This window comes from Psychromonas sp., assembly GCF_983033635.1.
Genome location: NZ_CEZLMY010000234.1, coordinates 1 through 4,324, shown reverse-complemented (window position 1 = coordinate 4,324; position 4,324 = coordinate 1). Strand labels below are relative to the sequence as shown.

The 4,324-nt window shown below is 41.3% G+C and carries 2 protein-coding genes; both read left to right on the top strand.

What is annotated here, in order from left to right:
- The first annotated feature begins 179 nt into the window (after positions 1–179).
- A complete protein-coding gene (locus tag AC4GME_RS17615) occupies positions 180–1,250 on the top strand; it encodes a porin (protein WP_490379922.1) in 1,071 nt (356 codons plus the stop codon).
- A 40-nt stretch (positions 1,251–1,290) separates the two neighbouring features.
- Complete coding sequence (locus AC4GME_RS17610) at positions 1,291–4,140, top strand: ExeM/NucH family extracellular endonuclease (RefSeq protein WP_490378087.1); 2,850 nt, start codon at positions 1,291–1,293, stop codon at positions 4,138–4,140.
- Positions 4,141–4,324: the final 184 nt, after the last annotated feature.

Below are 4,324 nucleotides of genomic sequence, written 5' to 3'. Positions count from 1 at the left end.
ATATAGCTGATTTTGCTCCAAAAAATGAAATAACTTACCAATAACAAATTGATTAACTAAGTAGCCACTCTCAATCCTAGTGCTGTCAATTTTCACAGCCAAGACCGGGAGTAATTACTTACAACATACTATAAAGCCGCACAATAACGTGCATATAACATTCAATTAAGGATAACAAAATGTTTAAGAAAACAGCCCTTTGCATAGCTCTCTCTGCACTGTTTGTGGGGGTAAATACACAAGCTGCCACTATTTATGAAAAAGATAATGGAGACAGCCTAAAGCTATATGGTGAAGTAGGTGTGGGCGGACACATTAGCCCTAACTATGAATATGCTGAATTTTTCCAAGACAAAAGCTACGTAGATGACAGCTTTGCAACAATGGGCATTAAAGGTAATTATCAAGCCGTTTATTACCGCCTTGAACTCGATTATGAACGTGAAAATTGGAAATATGGCTCGGGTGATATGGTACTGAGCATCGATAAAATGTTTATCGGTTATCATCTTACTGACAACCATGCTATTGAATTTGGTTTAACTGATACCGCGCTGGATGATTACGATAAATATGGTGATTTTACCTTTGATACCACAGTAGAAACAGGTGAAGCAGGCGATCAGGCCAACACATTAAAATATGAAGGTAACCTGTCTAACTTCAAGGCGGGAGTCTCTTACTCTTATGAGGGAGAAAGTTCATCAGGCGCTGCATATGGTGATGTTATAAATGGTTACTTTGGTTTGTTCACTGATTATGTCGATGTTATTGCCGGAGCAGAAACTCGTACAGGCTCTGATGGCGAATCTAAATATGGTGAGCAAGTTCTGTTTGCATTTGGTGCTCGTGCATACATCACAGAAAGTATTGCGATCGGCTTTAATGCATATGTAGAAGATGAAGATATCGCACAAGAATCGACGCCTGTCGATATCACTGATCCCCTTAATCCCATTAAGACCTATAACGATTATCAGACACTTAGAAATAAAGGCGGTTTAGTTTCTGCCCGTTATAAATTAACCGAGAAATGGGAATTTACCGGATCTTATAACTTCGAAGAATATGAAGCGTGGGCAATACAAAACGCACAATATGGTAAAGCGGATTTCTCTTGGGGCGATGAGCGCACTTGGGGAACAGTGGGCGTGAACTTCAAACCCTCTTCATCGGTTATCTTTGCTGTAGAAGGCAATTTTGGCGAAGCAGCACAAGATGCATACGCTTACGCTCGCGTTTACTTCTAACCCTAGAAAATACTTAAGAAAATAGTTTAAGGAACAAATTATGAACAAGAAAATATTAGCACTTGCTATCGGCAGTGTACTTTCAGCAGGCGCATACGCCGATATAAACAACATTTTAATTACTGAATATGTTGAAGGAACAGCAAACAATAAAGCGATTGAATTAACAAACTATGGTGCGGAGTATACATTTACAGCAACAGATACTTTGCAATATAGCTCATATGATAATGTTATACAGAATGCTGCGAAGGAAAATGTACTTGAAGGCGTTACAATCGGTGCTGGTGAAACGATCGTGATTGCTAATGGCGGCGCCGAGGCTGAACTACTGGCAGCAGTGACCGCTAACAGTGCGCGAGTAATTCTCTCTGGTACATATGATGAAGCAAAATACAACAGTATGAACTTCAATGGTGATGACCACGTAGCACTTGTTGATGGTTCAACCACTCTTGATGTGATCGGTACCGATAGTGACTGGGGAGCAAACAAAACCTTCATCCGTCGCTTTGCAGACGGAGATGTAACACCAGCACAAAGTAGTAGTCATGTTTTTAATAACTGGAACGAACAAATACGTGACGTTGCTGGCACTGACACAAGTGAAAACAATTTCACTGATTTAGGCCTTGCAACACTTGCCGCCTACGCGGCAGATACTGGTCCACAGGTTGTACAAATGCTCCCTGAAGACGGCGGTTCATTCAAAGCAACTCTCGCACGTTATGTCGGCCAACCTGTCAGCCTGCCACTTGACATCAACCCTGATGAAGATGGTGATCAGAGTATGCGCGTAGCACGTACGTTCAGCTTTGATTATTCTAACTTCCGTAACAACATGGTGCTTTCTTATAAGCGCCCGAACATGCAGCCAAACCAGGAGAATGTTGCGGGCAGTTCTGCAGCTGTTGCCGCGAATGCGCAGAATAAAGACTACAGCCTTCTTATTGAATCTGAAACTAAAGCAGCCGATGGAGACATTCCTTATTACCCGGATTTCAGCGCAGATCCAGCAAATAACTACATCCGTATCGATGATAGCGTAACTGGTCTTGAGGGTGTGATCTCATACAACAGTTATAATGATATCTATACCTTTACGGTCTCAAATACACTGACGAGTGCTAACTTCACCCACAATACACCTAGACAAGACCGTTATGCTCTTAAAAAAGCCCTAGCTGAAGTCGCTTCTGGTGATATTGAGGTTAAAGTTGCTACGCAAAACGTATTGAACTACTTCAACTCACCATTTGGCGGTGCGCAAAACAATAATGGTGACAACCGTGGTGCTACATCATTTAGCGAATATGAGAAGCAAAAAGCAAAAATTGTAGCTGCTATTCAGGGGTTAGATGCAGATATCGTCGGTTTGATGGAAATCGAAAATAACGGCTTCGGTGAGACCAGTGCTATTACTGAATTAGTGAATGAAATTAATTTAGCCTATGACGAAGTCAAACTGAGTAAGGAATCGAAAGACAACTCAAGCAGTAATCGTTATGCATTCATCGGTTTTGACAGTAATGGTGATACAATTATCGATGCCGACGATTCAATCGGTGGTGATGCAATTGCTTCAGGTATGTTGTATCGTCCGGCAAAAGTGACTCTGGATGCGGTGAAGATTATTCCAATGCCATCTCAACATGACGATCCAGTTGTGAATGATAATGGTGTTGTAGTCAAAAACTACACCAACGCAGTGCTAGAAAGCGGCGATAATTACATGCGCGATTCATTAGCAGCAACCTTTATTGTTAACCAAACCGGTAAAAAACTAACCGTTGCTGTTAACCATTTCAAATCAAAAGGCTCTACTTGTGTTGAAGATTGGGATGGCGTTGAATTTGGTGATACAACAAAACTAAGCTTTAACAAAGACAAAGCGCTTCTTGATGAATTTGGTTCTAATGATGACCTCCAGGGCAACTGTGAGAACTTCCGTGTTGCCGCAGCTGTTCAACTGGGCGAAGAGCTAAATAAAATTAGTGGTGACAAAGTGATCGTGGGTGATATGAACTCTTACGCTCAAGAAGATCCAATGTTAGTCTTAACTGAAAACCCCACTGCTAAAGAATTAAAAGCAGCACGTAAGACCTTTATCGGCAAAGAACCACAGTTCGGCGAAAATGGTCAAGTGATCACAAAAACTTACGGATACTTAAATGCCGTAGGCATGAAAGATGCTGAACATGGAAAAACGAGCTGGAGTTATTCTTACGAGGATGAAATCGGTTCTCTGGATCATGTTTTAATCACACCATCACTAAAAGATCGTCTTGTTGATGCTGCCGATTGGCATATTAATGCGGCAGAATCACCATTATATGATTATAACGAAGATCGTAAAGGTGATTTCGCCGATGCGTTTTATGCAGATGATGTTTTCCGCTCGTCTGATCATGATTCTGCGATTATGGTACTTGGCTACACACCAGGTGAAACCGACAGCGGTCAACCTGTACACCTTACAAAAGCAGGTGGTTTCATTAATGTTCCTTACACCATTCCAGCAGAAGCGGGTGCGTTAACAGGTGACATAGCAGAGATAACGCTAAGCAATCTAGATGGCAATGTTTATGTTGATATGAGTAAAGTTACTTCACCGAAAGTTGCGCTAACTGCAGATGGTGAACAGGTCTTAGGCCTCGAGCTTATTGGAGCTAAATCAAGCTTATATACTGCAACAATGACACTGAAACGCGATGGTGAAATAGTACCTAACTCGACAGTATCAATGACAGTTAAAGTAGCTGGCGCTGATTCTTTAGAGCCTAAAGTTGTCGTGCCTGAATATGATAATACCGGTGGTGGTTCATTTGGTATGTTCGGCATTATGTCTCTATTAGGTTTTGGTTTCTTACGTCGCCGTAAAGCAAAGTAATAAGCCCCGCTTATCTGCTAATTAGCGGATAAGCGGCTGCCTAATTTAACTGCAATAAATAATAGCAATTACATTAAATAATTAAGATAACACCCTTTTTTATTAGTGTGATTGCTATCCTCCTCCCTCCCTTATCTGAAAAACAAAAGTTCTTTTCAACAGAACATTTCCCTCTCGTATGAAA

What these genes read in the sequence shown, in the direction of transcription:
- AC4GME_RS17615 (WP_490379922.1), top strand. Translation starts at nt 180, where the DNA reads ATGTTTAAGAAAACAGCCCTTTGCATAGCTCTCTCTGCACTGTTTGTG.
- AC4GME_RS17610 (WP_490378087.1), top strand. Translation starts at nt 1,291, where the DNA reads ATGAACAAGAAAATATTAGCACTTGCTATCGGCAGTGTACTTTCAGCA.